The organism is Desulfovibrio cuneatus DSM 11391, assembly GCF_000430005.1.
Lineage (GTDB): Bacteria > Desulfobacterota > Desulfovibrionia > Desulfovibrionales > Desulfovibrionaceae > Frigididesulfovibrio > Frigididesulfovibrio cuneatus.
In genome coordinates this window covers 33,612-48,529 of the sequence record NZ_AUCY01000011.1, presented here as the reverse complement: position 1 = coordinate 48,529, position 14,918 = coordinate 33,612, and the positions used below count along the sequence as shown (strand labels likewise).

Sequence of the window (14,918 nt, the reverse complement as noted above, 5' to 3'; positions counted from 1 at the left end):
TCTTACCCCACCTCCTTTCATGCAAACTCTTGCTTTTGTTCCTTCTGCATTCTGGGCCGTGCCTAGCACGGCCCAAGTGCATGGCCCGCTGGTTGCGGGCATTGTTAATATTACGCCAGACTCCTTTTCAGACGGCGGCACGCACAGCGGGCAGGAAAACCTCCTGGCTCTTATGCAGCGTCACCTGGATGAAGGGGCAAACATGCTTGACCTTGGGGCGGAATCCACCCGGCCTGGGGCCAGCCCCGTACCACAAGAAGAAGAAATTCGCCGCCTTGCCCCGGTACTGGACATGGCCAAAACTCTGGTGCAGCACTCCCCTGGCGTTGGCCTGAGTGTAGACACCTACAAAGCAGGCACCGCTGCCTGGGCACTGGAAAACAGTGCTCACATTATTAATGATATCAGCGGCGGCGCATTTGATGCCAACATGCTGCCCTTAGTAGCAGAGCACAAGCCCGGCTATGTGCTGGGGCACTGCCCTGCCCCTCCATCTATTATGCAACAGGCCCCCACCTATACCAATGTGGTGGAAGAAGTGCTTGCCCATTTTACCCGCACCATGAACACCCTGGTGCAACGCGGTATGCCGGAAGAACGCATTGTGCTTGACCCGTGCATAGGCTTTGGCAAAACGTTGGAACACAACCTTGCCATTATCCGGGCGGTGCCCCGCCTGCTCAGCCTGGGCAGGCCGCTCTATTTTGGCCTTTCCCGCAAGCGCATGCTGGGGGAACTGACTGGCCTGCCTGTGGAAGAACGCGGCACAGCCACGGCTGTGGCCACGGCGCTTCTTGCCAGCAAGGGGGTGCTGCTACACCGTGTGCACCACGTGGCCCCGGCAAAACATGCCTTGCTTCTGGCCTGCCAGTTTGCCCCCTTTACCATGCCCAATACTGGGGAGCATGGGGACAATGGCCCAGGCTCCTGCCATGCCACCGGGGGCAATACCGTACCCGGTGCCCCTTGCAAGGCAGCTTCCGTATCGCTTTGCAACCAATGTCCCCCTGCCTCTTACACCGCAGCAGGGTCCTTCACCGTTTCACAGGGGCAGCCCCACATGCCGGAGTCCCCATGCTAGACACCGCCTGGTTTCAAAGCTTCAGCCTGGACTGGCGTGCAGGGATCGACATTTTCCTTGTCACCCTGCTGCTTTACAACACCATTGTCATGGTGAAACAAACACGGGCTGTGGCAGCCATTTATGGCCTTATCAGCATCATTGCCGTGTATTTTGTTTCCCGGCAGCTTGGGCTGAACACCCTGCTGTGGATTCTGGACAACATTCTCAGCTCGTTGTTCATTCTCATCATCATTGTGTTCCAACGCGATATTCGCAACGCCCTCACCACCATAGGCTCGCAACGCTGGTGGCCGCCTTCACGTTTTCGCAAGCAAAGTACTTCCCAAGGGGTGGGCATAATTGCTGAAGCGGCCATTGCCATGGCCCAGCAACGCATTGGGGCACTTATTGTTATTGAGCGCAACGTTCCCCTGGCAGATACTACGGAACGGGGTGTGCAGTTGCAGGCCAAGCTTTCACGCGAGCTGCTTATTGCCATTTTCTGGCCCAAAAGCCCCCTGCACGATGGCGCCGCTCTTATTCGGGGGGAAACCATTGTGGCTGGCGGGTGTATTCTGCCCCTTTCCACCAGCGTTACCAAACGCGACTTTGGTACCCGCCACCGCGCTGCCATTGGCATTACGGAAGAATCAGACGCTGTGGTGGTGGTTGTTTCAGAAGAACGCGGTGTTGTTTCCGTTGCTGTAGATGGCAGGGTAACTGCCCCGCTGGATGAACAAAAATTAAAACAGGTGCTTACAGCAACGCTGGAGGCAACACAATGAATATCCGCTGGAAAGATTTAGGCATTGCCTTTGTACTGGCGATTATTCTTTGGTACGGGGTAAGCGGTAGCGAAAAGCTGGAAACACAGGTGGAAGTGCGCCTGGAATACAAGGGCGCACCCCAGGGGCTTGTCATTCGGGAAGGGCTTATTAACAAGGTGGAAGTGCGTGTGCGTGCTTCTGCCGGGTTGCTGCGCTCACTGAACAAGCGGACATACAGCCATTCCCTGGACCTTTCTTCCATAACCAAAGGCCGCAACGTGCTGCCCATTCCTACCAATGAACTGCCCTTTTGGGGTGGCATTGAAGTGATTGATGTAAGCCCTGCAGTAATTGAACTGTATGCCGATACGCTGGAAAAAAAGACGTTGCCCATATCCGTTATTTTACGCGGCGCACCACCCAAAGATGTTACTGTTTCAGCCCAGCTTACCCCGGACTTTGTGGAAGTCAGCGGCCCCAGCGAACTCATACAACCGCTTAACCCCATAAACCTTACGGCGGCAACACCTTCGGAGTTTTCGGAAAAGCCCCTGGAACAAAAGTTCCCCTTGCCCATTGCAGATGGGGTTATTGCCAGCGCAAGGGAAACGGTGCTCACCCTCACCATGGAAGCCAACCGCACTCCCGTAACCGTCACCCGTCAGGTGGAGCTGCTTGACCCGCTCATTAACGCCACAGTGGTGGAGCCTAAAAGCATCACCCTTTCCTTGCTTGTGCCTGCCTCACAAGAAAAATTGGCACCCAAAAATACTGCCATCAAGGTTGTGGTCGAAATGGGAAAAACCACTCCAGGAAACCACCGCCTTCCTGTGCGTGTTCTTTTGCCTGAAGGATTTAAACTTGTCTCCGCTGAACCTGCTGAAGTGCTTGTGCATATAGTGGCTGTTACAGAAGAAAACACCAGCCAGCCCGACTCCCCTCAAAAGACCCAAGGGGTTACGGAGACAGCACCCTCCCCCAAAAGCAACGGCAAAGAAAAGTAACACCGCGGAACGGAATGAATCAGCCATTCCTTAGAGAATTCACATACAAGGCACTTGACGGCCCCCCTCCATAGCGCTAAATAGCAGCCATTACTCTGATAATTATTGTGGCGCATTGCGCCTTTCCCTTACTGTAAGGAACACTCGTTATGAACAAGCGCCTTTTCGGAACCGACGGTATGCGCGGCACAGTGAACACCTACCCCATGCTGCCAGACATGGCCCTGCGCCTTGGCCTTGCGGCAGGTTCCTATTTCCGCACCGGCAGCCGCCGCCACCGGGTGGTTATTGGTAAAGACACCCGTCTTTCCGGCTATATTTATGAAAGTGCCCTTACGGCCGGGCTATGCGCCGCAGGCATGGACGTATTCCAGGTGGGGCCCCTGCCCACCCCTGCCATTGCGTTTTTAACGCGCAGCATGCGAGCCGACTTTGGCATTGTTATTTCCGCCTCCCACAACCCGTTCCAAGACAATGGCATCAAGTTTTTTGATTCGCGCGGCTTCAAATTGCAAGACAGCGTGGAAGACGCCATTGCCAACATGGTGCTAGACGCCAACTGCGAATGGCAATACCCGGAACCAGCCGCCGTGGGCCGCGCCTATAAAATTAATGATGCCCCGGGCCGCTACATTGTTTCCATAAAAAACAGCTTCCCTCCCAACCTTACCCTTGATGGCCTGCGCGTGGTTATTGACTGTGCCAACGGTGCCAACTACAAAGTGGCCCCCATGGCCCTGGAAGAACTGGGCGCGGAAGTGGTTAAAATTGGTACAGAACCCAATGGCCTGAACATTAACTACCGTTGCGGCTCTTTGCACCCGGATGTGGTGGCAGCCAAAGTGCGCGAAACCCGCGCAGACATTGGCCTTGCCCTGGACGGTGATGCAGACAGGCTCATTGTGGTGGATGAAAAGGGCAATGTGCTGGATGGCGACCAGATTATGGCCATTTGCGCCCTGGACTTGCTGGAAAAAGGCAAGCTGGCAGCCAACACCCTGGTAAGCACCGTTATGAGCAACATGGCCCTTGAAGTATTCATGAAAGACCATGGGGGCAAACTGCTGCGCACGGCTGTGGGCGACAGGTATGTGGTGGAAGCCATGCGCGAACACGGCGCAATCCTTGGTGGGGAACAATCAGGCCACCTGGTATTTATGGAATATGGCACCACAGGCGACGGCCTGCTGGCAGCCTTGCAACTGCTGCGCATTATGCGTGAAAAAGGTAAGCCTATTTCTGAACTGGGCGATATTCTGCACCTGTTCCCGCAAAAGCTCATCAACGTTCCCATTCAGCGCAAAATTCCCTTTGAAGATGAACCCACCATTGCGGCAGCCGTGGCCAAAGCAGAAAAAACGCTGAAAGGCAGGGGCCGCGTGCTGTTGCGCTATTCTGGCACAGAACCCCTGGCCCGCATTATGGTGGAAGGTGAAGACGACACCCAAGTGGAACGCCTTGCCACGAGCCTGGCCCAAACGGTCCGCCAAGCACTTTCCTAGGGAAACGCTGATTTATTCCGCTTGGCTACGTTACTTCCCTTTTTTTGAAACAGTCGAGGACAAAAGAGTCCACTCCTGCTTCAAAAAAAGCTCGTGCCTTGCCAAACGAAATAACTGAGCGTTTCCAAAATGCCACTTAATGAGTGCTTTCCTAGGGAAACGGTCATTTATTCCAACTCCCCTTTTTCCCAAACAACCTATTCTTGCATTAATTACGGGCGTATACGGAATTTTCTCCATATGCGCCCTTGCCTATAGCCATTTTTACAGGCATATTATAGCGGTGTGCACATGGTCACACCAAAGCGGCACAACTCAAGGAGGCATCCCATGAATATCCATAAAGTTATTATCCCTGTTGCAGGCTGGGGAACCCGCTCATTACCTGCCACCAAAAATATCCCCAAAGAAATGCTCCCTGTTTATAACAAACCTGTGGTGCAATATGTGGTAGAAGAAGCCATTGCTTCTGGCCTGAATGACGTGTGCTTTATCACCAACCGCGATAAAAACGTCATTGAAGACCACTTTGACCACAACCTGCAACTGGAAGCCGTGCTGGAACGGGCCGGGAAAACACAGCAGTTGGAAGTGATTCGCCGTGTTGCCACCATGATTAACTGTATTTCCATTCGCCAGAAGCAGCAGCTTGGCCTGGGCCATGCCGTGCTGTGCGCCAAGGAAGTGATGAGCGGGGACGAAGCATTTGCCGTTATGGTAGGCGACGACCTCATGTTTGGTATGAATCCTGGCATCAAGCAGCTTATTGACGTGGCCCAGTCGGAACGCCTTTCTGTCATCGGGGTTATGGAAGTACCCCAGGAACACGTGAGCCGCTACGGCATTATATCCGGCACAGAAATATCCCCCGGTATTTACCAGGTGGAAAAACTGGTGGAAAAACCCAAAATAGATGAAGCCCCCTCACGCCTGGCCATTGTGGGGCGCTATGTGCTCAGTTCCAGCATTTTTAAGCACCTGGAAAGCATTGCCCCAGGGCATGGCGGTGAAATTCAGCTGACAGATGCATTGCAACTCCAGGCAAATACCCAAGGGCTGCTGGCGGTGAAAATTCACGGCATGCGGTTTGATACAGGCGATTGGGCAGAATACCTTACTGCCAACATTTACTTTGCACTGCAAGAAGAAGAACTGCGCGACGACCTCATTCGCCACCTACGCCCGCTGCTGCCTTTTGGGTAGGTATGGTTTTTTCAATGTGCATGCCAGGCACGCTGCCTACCAACCAACAACGTAATGCAGGGTAACTGTCCTTTATTATTACTAAAATGCACCTGCATTCTGCATTTTCCCCAAAACCCGCTGTTGCCTTGGCAAGACGCGGGTTTTTACGTAATGTAACCCCTGGTCAGGGGAGTGCATACAAAAACAACGAGTTCTCATCTCCCCCCTGCACACCTGAATGGGTATTTTTGGGACAATGCGCGCAAAATGTATAGGCAGAGCCAAAAAACATGCCTCCATTGCTGCTAAAATTATCTCTTCATTGCAGCACAGGCGCTTTCTGGCATACGTCAATGTACTTCTTGCTATTCACCACAAATCATCTTATATAATTTGCAGCAGTCCCTGCACGCTATTTTCCAATAAACACAATACAATCAAGCAGATATGTTCACTTTCGAACACCCCGGACATGCGTACCGGGCACACTGCCTGAAATACCCCCACGGAGTCCTTCTTATGAACAGAGTATTATGCCGCGTTTCTGGTGCGCTGGTGGCCTTGGCTGCCTGCTCAGGGCTTATGCTGGGCACACCAGGGCTGGCGCACGCCAAAACGTACACCATTTCCATCAACCAATTTGTGGAACACCCTTCCCTTGATGCTTCCTTGAAAGGGTTCCAGGACCAGATGAAAGACGACAGCATTGACGTGAAGTACCACCTGCACAATGCCCAGGGCAACATGGCCACAACGTTGCAAATTGCAGGAATTATTGTTGGGGAAAAGCCTGATGTTATTCTTGCCATTGCTACCCCCAGCGCCCAGGCCACTGCCCAAAAAACAAAAGATATTCCCATTTTGTTCACCGCCACAACAGACCCGGTAAGCGCAGGCCTGGTAAAAACCATGCAACTGCCTGGGGGCAACGTTTCTGGCACAACAGACATGAGCCCAACAGCAAAACAAATTGAACTGTTTACCAGTGTTCAACCGGAACTGAAGCGCATGGGAGTTATTTATAACGCCGGTGAAGCCAACTCCAAAGTACAAGTGGCCCTGTTGAAAGAAGTGTGCAAAGCGAATAACATTGATGTTGTGGAAGCCGTAACCCCCAACTCTGCCGGGGTATACCAGGCCGCCAAAAGCCTGGTGGGCAAGGTAGACGCCATTTTCCTGCCTACAGACAACACCGTTATTGCCAACATGGAACCAGTCATTAAAGTATGCCTGGAAAACAAAATCCCCCTGTACCCCGCTGAAACAGATTCTGTAAAACGCGGTGGGGCACTAACTGTGGGTATCGACTATTACCGCCTTGGGCGCCAAACCGCCAAAATGGCCCAGCAAATTATGATACATGGGGCAGATGTTTCCAAAATGCCTGTGGAAGAGTTGAAAGACCTCCAGCTCGTTATTAACCTGAAGAAATCACACGGCATGGGCCTGAAAATTTCTGAAGAGTTGATGAAAAAAGCTGACTTCCTTGTAAAATAACAACGGCCATAACGCTGCTTTTTCATATTTCCGTTGGGGCATCGTGAAGAGGTAGAGCCTACCCAAGTAAAATGCTGCAATTTCAATTGTGCAATACTCTCATCTGGCTACCCCAACGGTTTATGAAAACATTTATATTGAGAGGAACTGTGTGATAACCTGGTATGCTGTTTCTGGGGCCATTGAACAGGGGCTTGTGTATGGCATGATGTCCCTGGGCGTATTCATGACGTTTCGCTTGCTGGACTTTCCGGATCTAACGGTGGACGGCAGCCTGCCCCTTGGGGCGGCTGTGGGTTCGGTATGCCTTGCCCAGGGTATGCCGCCTTTTCTTGCGCTTATACCTGCTGCCTTTGCCGGTTTCCTGGCTGGCAGTGTGACGGGTATTTTGAACACCAAATTTAACATCCTGCATCTTCTTGCCTCCATCCTTACCATGACAGCCCTGTACAGCGTGAATATACGCATTATGGGGGGGCCAAACCTGCCGCTTTTGGGCTTGCCCTTTGTGTTCAGTCCACTCATTGAAATGGGGATTACCCCCTTTTTGGCATCTCCCATTGTTTTTGGCGGCTTCGCCATGGTCGCAGGGGCCCTGCTGTTCTGGTTTATGCAAACAGAAACTGGACAGGCCCTTATTGCCACAGGGGACAACCCAAAAATGATCAAAAGCATGGGGGTGAACACCCACTCCATGATTATTCTTGGGGTTGGCCTTTCCAACGCCATGGTGGCTGTTTCCGGGGCACTCATTGCCCAAAACCAGGGCGCTGCCGACGTGAACATGGGGGTGGGCACCATTGTGGCCGGGCTTGCTTCCATTGTGGTGGGGGAAACCCTTTTTGGTTCCCGCGCCGGGGGCAGCAGCGTGGGGCGCTGTGTTGTTGCCGTGGTTCTTGGCTCTGTGGTATACCGCCTTGCCATTGCTTTTGCCCTGGGCATAAAAGTGGGTGAATTTTCCTTCCAGCCAAGCGATTTGAACCTCATTACCTCCATATTGGTGGTATTTGCCCTTATCTTGCCCCAATTGCAAAAGAGGTTACGCAAATGATGCTCCGCCTGAACGGTGTACGGAAATATTTTGGGCGCGGCACCATAAATGAAGTGCTTGCTTTAGACGGAGTGACCCTGGACATTGAAAAAGGCGAATTTGTGTGTGTCATTGGTTCCAACGGGGCGGGCAAATCCACCCTCATGAACAGCATTGCAGGCACCTTTTTTCCTGACGAAGGCAGCGTAGTGCTGCAAGACAATGCCATAACCAACTGGCCAGAACACAAACGGGCCAAATTCATTGGCAGGGTATTCCAAGACCCCCTCAGTGGCACTTCCGCCAACATGACCATTGAAGAAAACATGGCCATTGCCATGTTGCGCGGCAAAAGGCGTGGCCTTAGCCGTGGTGTGAAGCCAGCCCACCGTGAACTGTTCCAAAACAGGCTTAAAAAGCTGGAACTTGGCCTGGAAAACCGCCTGCACGACAGGGTTGGCCTACTTTCCGGTGGCCAGCGCCAGGCCTTAACCATGCTTATGGCCACCCTGGTACGCCCTGATATTCTACTGCTGGATGAACACACAGCCGCACTGGACCCCAAAACAGCCGAACTGATTTTAAGCCTGACCCGAGAGCTTGTGGAAGAACTCTCCCTGACCACACTCATGATCACCCACAACATGCACCACGCCCTGGCCTTTGGTTCACGTGTTATCATGATGCACAGGGGTCGTGTTATTTTTGATGTACGCGGCGAAAAAGTGAAAAGCCTTACGGTAGATACCCTGCTGGAAAGCTTCCATTCCGTAGGTATTGCTGAATTTTCCGACCGCATGTTACTTGTGTAACGAGGCTTTCCATGTACACCTTCTGGCGCATTCCCTTACTGCTTTGCTGGCTTTGCGTAGCCTGCATGGTGTCTGGCTGTGAAAACAGCCCTGCCCCCCGGCAAGCACCGCCCCCCATTACCCATTACACCAACATTCCCGGCATTACCCAAGCGGAAATTGACGCTCTGGAAGCCCTGAAAAAAGAGCACCCAACGCTTTCTTTTGGCATGGCCCTTACCACTGAAGCCTTTTACGGATACAAAGGCAAGCCAGACGGGTTTGTGCGCCTTGTGACAGAACACCTTGAAGAGCTGCTTGGCATGCCCGTGCAAGCCAAGGTGCTGGAATGGGATGCGCTTGTTAATGCACTCCATAGCCACCGCCTTGACCTTACAGGGGAACTCAGCCCAACGCCTGAACGGCATGCAAAATATCTTATGACCACGCCGTTCTTTAACCGCATTTTCAAAATTTTCACCAACAAGAACAACCCGCCCCTTGCCGACATTGCCAAGGAACGCCCCTTGCAAGCAGGCTTTTTGAAGGGCACCACCAGTTATGGAATTGTAAAAAGTTCCTGGCAACTTCCCTTTGTGCCGCAGTTCATGGAATCGGAAGCAGACATTCTGGATGGCCTGGAACAAGGTACCCTGGATGTGTATATTGATGAAGGCTCTGTTGAAGCCGCCTTCCAGCATACTCCCGTTATTCACTCACAAGAATATTACCCCTTACGCTATTCCCCTTTGTCCATAACCACAGCCAACCCCCAGTTGAAGCCTGTTATTGATGTGCTGCAACGCTATTTTCTTGCAGGTGGCCTAGTGCACATTGCCGCGCTGCACAAGCAAGGGCAAGAATTGTACATGACAAACCGCCTGGAAAATTTGCTCACAAACACAGAAAAATTGTACATAAAACAGCACAGCACGCAAGAAACAGCGGTTTTAATTGGGGCGGAAAATGAAAATTACCCCATTTCTTTTTATAACCCCAAGGAACAACAGTTTCAGGGGATTGCCGTTGACGTCCTGGACCATATAGCCCGGCTCAGCGGCTTACAGGTACGCATTGCCAACAACCCGAATGTGCGCTGGCCAGAACTTTTGCAGCAATTGGGAAATGGCAAAATCTCCCTTGTTACTGAACTCGTTCCCACTGAAGAGCGCAACACTCGCTTTATATGGCCAAACTACCCCTACAACACAGACTACTTTGCTCTTATTTCCCGTGCCGATTTCCCAAACCAAAGTATTAACGACATTCGCCACGCCAAAGTCGGACTGTTGCAAGACACAGCCGCTTCGGAACTATTTTCCGACTGGTTCCCCGACCATAGCAATATTGTAGTATTTCATGGTGCAGATCAAGCCTATCCAGCCCTGGAAAAAGGGGAAATTGACCTGCTTATGCAAACGGAATCAGCCCTGCTCAGCTTTACAAACTACCTGGAAAAGCCCGGCTTTAAGGCCAACTTTGTGTTCCAGTACCCTTCCTATTCCAACTTCGGGTTGCATAAAGATGAAATTATTTTGCGCTCCATTCTTGATAAAGTCATGCCCCTGGTGGAAACAGACACCATTGCAGAGCACTGGAAGCGCAAGGTGTTCGATTATAACAGCAAAATGCTTAAAGACACCTTGCCCTACATTATTGCCGCCCTGGTACTTTTGGGGCTTGGTTTGGGGACAGTGGCAACATTGCTTGCCAAAAACAGAAGGCTGAACAGAAACCTGGAAGCCATTGTGGAAGAGCGCACCAGCCAGCTTGTGCAGGCCAACCGGGCCAAAAGCGACTTTCTTTCCATTATGAGCCATGAAATACGAACCCCCATGAACGCCATTATGGGTATGGCTCAAATAGCTGAAAAAACAAATGAAGTCTCAAAGCTCAAGTACTGCTTGAACAGCATTAAATCCTCTTCCATACACCTTTTGGGCCTGCTCAACGACATTCTGGACATGTCCAAAATTGAAGCTGGCAAGCTGGAATTGCACAATGCCCCGGTGTACCTGGAAAATGTATTTGTTGCCCTGTGTACCATGTTTGCGCCAAAGGCAGAAGAAAAGGGCCAAACCCTGTTGGTTGAACCCACAGAGGCAATGTGCCGCAATTACGTAACCGATGAACTGCGCCTTTCCCAGGTGCTCACCAACCTGGTGGGCAATGCCATTAAATTTACCCCGGAAGGAGGCACCATTACCCTTTCGGTGCAGCAGGTAGAAACATCTGGTGCCAATGCAGTCCTGGTATTTGCTGTAAAAGACACGGGCATTGGCTTGACGCAGGAACAAATTGACCGCCTGTTTTCCGCCTTTACCCAGGCAGACTCTTCCATTGCATCACGCTTTGGGGGCACAGGCCTTGGGCTTGCCATTTCCAAAAGTATTGTGAACAAAATGGGCGGGCACATTGGCGTGCAGTCGCAGCCGGAACAAGGGGCTACCTTCTTTTTTGAAGTGCCCCTGCAACCAGCAGCCCAGCCCAGCCTGCTTGAAGCGTGCCCCGGCACGCAAGCCGGGCTCCCATTATGCACGCAGGAAAACAAACACACATGCATGCAGGCGGGTGTCACCACCACATGCCCCGTCCTTACACGCACAAACACAATGCATCTTGTACTGGTAAGCCAGGACCCAACCCTGCAAGCCATGTTTAGCCGCATCGCCGCATTGGTCGGTTTTTCCCATTCCCTTGCCAGTTCTGCGCAGGAAGTAAGTGCCCTACTGAAGGAAAACATCGCACAAGCCAAGGCACCTGCCGTTACTGCCGTCTTATTGCATGCCTGCAAAGGGCCGCAAAGCCTGCTTGCAGTGCAGGAGGCCCATGCTGCGGCAGCGGGCCTGCCTTGCGCCCTGGTAAGCCCAAGTTCCCAATGGACCTACTGGGAAAACGAAGCCACTGCCATGGGCATTTCCCATTTTTTGGCCCTGCCGCTATTACCTTCCCCACTCCTTGCCTGCCTTTCGGCCTTGCTCCCCGCAGAACAAGCAGAACAGCAAGCCACCCTAATGTCTGCTTCCTCCCTGGCAGGCCTGCGCCTATTGCTGGTAGAAGACCTGGATATTAACCGGGAAATCTTTACCACCCTCATAGAACCTTCAGGAATACACATTACCACAGCCGAAAACGGCCAGGAAGCCCTGAATATTTTTAGCCAGAACCAGGACGCTTTTGATGTTATTGTGATGGACGTGCAAATGCCCGTTATGAATGGCTATGAAGCAACCCGCGCCATTCGCGCCCTAGGCACACCTGCGGCCAAAAACATTCCCATTATTGCCATGACAGCTAACGCCTTTACGGAAGATGTGCAGGCCTGCCTTGCAAGTGGCATGAATGACCATGCCATGAAACCCATTGATACCGAGTTGATTCTGGCAAAAATTCAGGCACTGGTGCACAAGTAAGGGTATCGCACCAGGGCCTTATATGGGGTGTGCTGAAATAACAGTTTTCAAGAGGCGATTCTTCACACAATTCCCCTTCCTTCCCCGCACGGTACAGGCGCTTGCCTGTGCCGTGCATTTTTTTTATCCTCCTGCTGGCAAACACTTCATTCTTGCACATACTCTGTCTCCACCCATCAATACTATATATAGTTATATACCTTTATCTTCCAGTGTTCTCTAAGGAAATAGCGTTTTCAGCGACCTTTGAAACGAACAATTCCCAGCAAAAGAATCTTATTTCACAATGTCCAAAATTGTCAAATTCAAGACAAATTTGTGACAGAAAAAGATATGACAACATACTGTTTTAAAAGAAACTTATTGCAAGAACATTTCTTATCTTTTATTGTCATATAGCAAATTTAAGGGCAGGCACCGCCACCCTTTCTGCGCCTAAGAAAGTAGAGCAATTCCCACACCTTTTACATTATAAAAGCTACGGCACTGGGGGTATAATACACAAGCAAGCGCGTACCCAAATTTTCCTAAAAATTCGCTTGCAATATTTTTCATTTGCAACCGCAAACGTGTTGTATTTGCATGGCTGCATTCCATAAACCAGCCACCATTCTTTATTAGACTACAGAAGCCAAGAGGGTCCCCCATGACACTGTTCACATCAGTTAGCCTTCGTGCAAAATTCCTCTTCCTTATGTCTATTGCATTTCTTCTTGTGCTTACAAGTGCCCTATACTTCATCTACTCCCTGCGAATAATTGATGCTTCTGCCCTGCAACAACGTGAAGCCACACAAATTGAAAAAGAGTTGCTCACGCGGGAAGTACAGCACTTACGGTGGATTAACGCTGTATCTGCCTACATTAACCAGAAAAGCACAGACAAATTACAGGCCACAACCAACCCCACCCAGTGCGACTTTGGCAAGTGGTATTATAGCGACGAACTGAATGAAGTTATCAATCTGTTCCCCCGCCTGGGCACAGTGCTGCGTGGGTTGGGTGGCCCGCATGAAACCCTGCACACCAGCGCAACACGTATTGAACAACTGAAACACGAAGGCAATGTGGCGGAAGCCCAAGCCGTTTTTGAGCAAGTAACCCTGCCTGCCTTCAACCAGGTAACCAACCAGCTTGCCACCATTCATACCTTGCTGGACCAAGACATTGCCGCACTCAGGGCAGTGGAAGACGCCACCACCGAACAGGCCATTCTGTTAGCAACGGTTCTGGGGGCGGCGGCCTGCATTTCCATGCTGTGGTTGGGGAGTGTGCTCTACAAATCCGTCCTACGGCCCATTCAAATTATCAGTATTTTTGCGGAAAATTGCCGTAAGGGAATTAAGGGAAAACTTCCTTTTAAGCGTAATGACGAAATTGGCACCCTGGCAAAAAGCCTTGCCGAACTGACAGAAAATTTACACAAGCAGTTGGCCTTTTCCCGCGGGGTGCTTAATGGCATTACCGTACCGTGTTCCGTCTTTTCCACAGACGATAAAACCGTGTTCACCAATAAACACATGGTAAATTTACTGGAACGTGCAGGCAACCCTGAAGATTATTACGGTATGCCTTCCGGTGAATACATTTGGGGAGATAAAACAAAACCCACAGCTTCCACCATTGCCCTGCGGGAAAAACGCCTGGTACAGGTGGAACGGGAATTTCGCACCCACAAGGGAAACAGCCGGTTTATACAAGTTTCTTCTGCCCCGTTTAACGACGGGCAAGGCAACCTGCTGGGCACCCTTTCTGTTTGGAACGATATTACAGATATTATGCACAAACAGTATGAAGTGGAAAACGCCAATCAGCGCATTGTTACCCTTGCCAACTCTGCTCAGGGCGTGGCCCACAATGTTTCTTCTGCCAGCACGGAAATTTCCGTACAGGTGGAACAGGCCAGCCAGGGGGCGCTTGTCCAAAGTGAACGCCTGACAGACACAGCCACCGCCATGACCCAAATGAACGCCACCGTTACTGAAGTAGCCACCAGCGCTTCCAACGCCGCCACCAATGCGGATGAAGCCCGCAACACCGCCCAGCAGGGGTTCAGTGCTGTGCAATCGGTTATTTCCAGTATTGCCGATGTGAACACTGTGGCCCACATGCTCAAAGAACAAATGGAAGGCCTTGGGGAGCAAACCCGCAACATTGGTTCTATTTTAAGCGTTATTACCGACATTGCCGACCAAACCAACCTGCTGGCCCTGAACGCTGCCATTGAAGCCGCCCGTGCAGGCGATTATGGCAAGGGTTTTGCCGTGGTGGCAGACGAGGTGCGCAACCTGGCGGAAAAAACCGTTATGGCCACCAAAGAAGTACGCAATGTTATTACAGGCATCCAAAGCGGCACCCAGGCCACCATGTCCAATGCAGACATGGCTTCTGAAAAAGTAAGCCTTGCCATTGATCAGGCAAAAACAGCAGGCACCACGCTAACGTCCATTGTGCATTTGGTTGAAGACGTGGCAGGTAAAATTCACTCCATTGCCACCGCTGCGGAACAACAGGCAAACACAAGCACCAGCATTACACAAAGCCTTGAAGGCGTGCGCCTTGTTTCTTCTGAAACAGCCCTGGCCATGCAGCAAGCTTCCCATGCTGTAGAAGACCTGGCTGAACAGGCGGTACAATTGAATGGATTGATCGGCGAACTGGCTTAAG

At 51.4% G+C, this 14,918-nt stretch carries 10 protein-coding genes; all 10 read left to right on the top strand.

Going from position 1 to position 14,918, the window contains the following annotated elements; translation table 11 throughout:
• Positions 1-19 precede the first annotated feature (19 nt).
• The 10 genes from folP to G497_RS16195 all read left to right on the top strand — a co-directional run bounded on the left by folP (position 20) and on the right by G497_RS16195 (position 14,917).
• Positions 20-1,081, top strand: coding sequence for a dihydropteroate synthase (gene folP, locus G497_RS16205; RefSeq protein WP_084515870.1), 1,062 nt, complete (start codon positions 20-22; stop codon positions 1,079-1,081).
• Positions 1,075-1,848 carry a diadenylate cyclase CdaA gene (cdaA, locus tag G497_RS0101765; RefSeq protein ID WP_027186860.1) on the top strand — a complete coding sequence of 258 codons (774 nt, stop codon included), beginning with the start codon at positions 1,075-1,077 and terminating at the stop codon, positions 1,846-1,848. The genes folP and cdaA overlap by 7 nt, the downstream gene beginning before the upstream one ends.
• Positions 1,845-2,834 (top strand): CdaR family protein, encoded by a 990-nt coding sequence (locus G497_RS18810; RefSeq protein ID WP_051257730.1) that lies wholly within the window; start codon positions 1,845-1,847, stop codon positions 2,832-2,834. The genes cdaA and G497_RS18810 overlap by 4 nt, the downstream gene beginning before the upstream one ends.
• A 149-nt stretch (positions 2,835-2,983) precedes the next feature.
• Entirely contained in the window at positions 2,984-4,336 is a 1,353-nt protein-coding gene (gene glmM / locus G497_RS0101755; RefSeq protein ID WP_027186859.1) for a phosphoglucosamine mutase, read from the top strand.
• A gap of 330 nt (positions 4,337-4,666) precedes the next feature.
• A complete protein-coding gene (gene galU, locus G497_RS0101750) occupies positions 4,667-5,539 on the top strand; it encodes a UTP--glucose-1-phosphate uridylyltransferase GalU (protein WP_027186858.1) in 873 nt (290 codons plus the stop codon).
• Between the two features lie 501 nt (positions 5,540-6,040).
• A complete protein-coding gene (locus G497_RS0101745) occupies positions 6,041-7,018 on the top strand; it encodes an ABC transporter substrate-binding protein (RefSeq protein WP_027186857.1) in 978 nt (325 codons plus the stop codon).
• 154 nt (positions 7,019-7,172) lie between these two features.
• Positions 7,173-8,069 (top strand): ABC transporter permease, encoded by an 897-nt coding sequence (locus G497_RS0101740; RefSeq protein WP_027186856.1) that lies wholly within the window; start codon positions 7,173-7,175, stop codon positions 8,067-8,069.
• Positions 8,066-8,860, top strand: coding sequence for an ABC transporter ATP-binding protein (locus G497_RS0101735; RefSeq protein WP_034636156.1), 795 nt, complete (start codon positions 8,066-8,068; stop codon positions 8,858-8,860). Before G497_RS0101740 ends, G497_RS0101735 begins: the two co-directional genes overlap by 4 nt.
• 11 nt (positions 8,861-8,871) lie before the next feature.
• Positions 8,872-12,252: an ATP-binding protein gene (locus tag G497_RS0101730; protein WP_027186854.1), complete on the top strand. Its 3,381-nt coding sequence runs from the start codon at positions 8,872-8,874 to the stop codon at positions 12,250-12,252.
• A 694-nt stretch (positions 12,253-12,946) separates the two neighbouring features.
• Entirely contained in the window at positions 12,947-14,917 is a 1,971-nt protein-coding gene (locus tag G497_RS16195) for a methyl-accepting chemotaxis protein (protein ID WP_169726952.1), read from the top strand.
• Position 14,918 lies beyond the last annotated feature (1 nt).

Excerpts from the sequence above, each read along its gene's own strand:
- folP (WP_084515870.1), top strand. The coding sequence starts at position 20 with ATGCAAACTCTTGCTTTTGTTCCTTCTGCATTCTGGGCCGTGCCTAGC.
- cdaA (WP_027186860.1), top strand. The coding sequence starts at position 1,075 with ATGCTAGACACCGCCTGGTTTCAAAGCTTCAGCCTGGACTGGCGTGCA.
- G497_RS18810 (WP_051257730.1), top strand. The coding sequence starts at position 1,845 with ATGAATATCCGCTGGAAAGATTTAGGCATTGCCTTTGTACTGGCGATT.
- glmM (WP_027186859.1), top strand. The coding sequence starts at position 2,984 with ATGAACAAGCGCCTTTTCGGAACCGACGGTATGCGCGGCACAGTGAAC.
- galU (WP_027186858.1), top strand. The coding sequence starts at position 4,667 with ATGAATATCCATAAAGTTATTATCCCTGTTGCAGGCTGGGGAACCCGC.
- G497_RS0101745 (WP_027186857.1), top strand. The coding sequence starts at position 6,041 with ATGAACAGAGTATTATGCCGCGTTTCTGGTGCGCTGGTGGCCTTGGCT.
- G497_RS0101735 (WP_034636156.1), top strand. The coding sequence starts at position 8,066 with ATGATGCTCCGCCTGAACGGTGTACGGAAATATTTTGGGCGCGGCACC.
- G497_RS0101730 (WP_027186854.1), top strand. The coding sequence starts at position 8,872 with ATGTACACCTTCTGGCGCATTCCCTTACTGCTTTGCTGGCTTTGCGTA.
- G497_RS16195 (WP_169726952.1), top strand. The coding sequence starts at position 12,947 with ATGTCTATTGCATTTCTTCTTGTGCTTACAAGTGCCCTATACTTCATC.